Source organism: Paenibacillus sp. 2RAB27 (assembly GCF_052115445.1).
GTDB lineage: Bacteria > Bacillota > Bacilli > Paenibacillales > NBRC-103111 > Paenibacillus_E.
This window is the reverse complement of the sequence record NZ_JBFRGR010000103.1, coordinates 1-602: the sequence shown is the minus strand read 5'-3', so window position 1 is coordinate 602 and position 602 is coordinate 1. Positions and strand designations below refer to the sequence as shown.

Here is a 602-nt window from a genome sequence, read left to right as displayed (position 1 = left end):
AGCTGGACGCTCAACAATACGGTTATGACCATCACGTTAGGCGGAACAGGCATTGACGTGAAGAAAGGCGATACGCTGAACRTTGCCGCAGGCGCATTGAAAAACATAGGGAATGAGGGCAGCATTGTTGCGCTCTCGCCTGTRATTGGCGGTTCATTCGGAAATTCGTCAGCTGTAACATCGTTCACGGCTACAGCAAACGCCAACAGCCATGGATACCGTCAGGGTGGCGAATACATTGATTTGGTATTCGACGCAAACACGAATAAAGTGGCGACGAATGTGGAGAGCTTATCGCATATCTCTGTGAACAACGGTGTCCAAACGGTCGGAACAGCGGTCTACGGCGCGAGCGCAGAATGGCTTAATCCAACTACATTGCGGATTACACTGGGCAGCGATGCAACGGTCGTCGTGACGGATACGATTGGTTTCGACGCTTTGGCAGCCGGATTGACAGATCCATCGGGTGAGAATGCAGTGGCAGCATTAAGCGGAGTTACACTGGGCGGTACATTGGGTACGCAACAACCGGGTCTAGTCAGTGTAACAGGGCATAACGATGGAGGACACGTAGGGCCGGAAGCAAGTGATACCGTCCG

Annotated in this window: 1 protein-coding gene; it reads left to right on the top strand. The window is 52.5% G+C overall.

Features of this window, described 5'->3' with window-relative positions; genetic code table 11:
• Positions 1–602: hypothetical protein (locus AB4114_RS35810; protein ID WP_441992681.1), on the top strand; the 602-nt coding region annotated here is incomplete at both ends.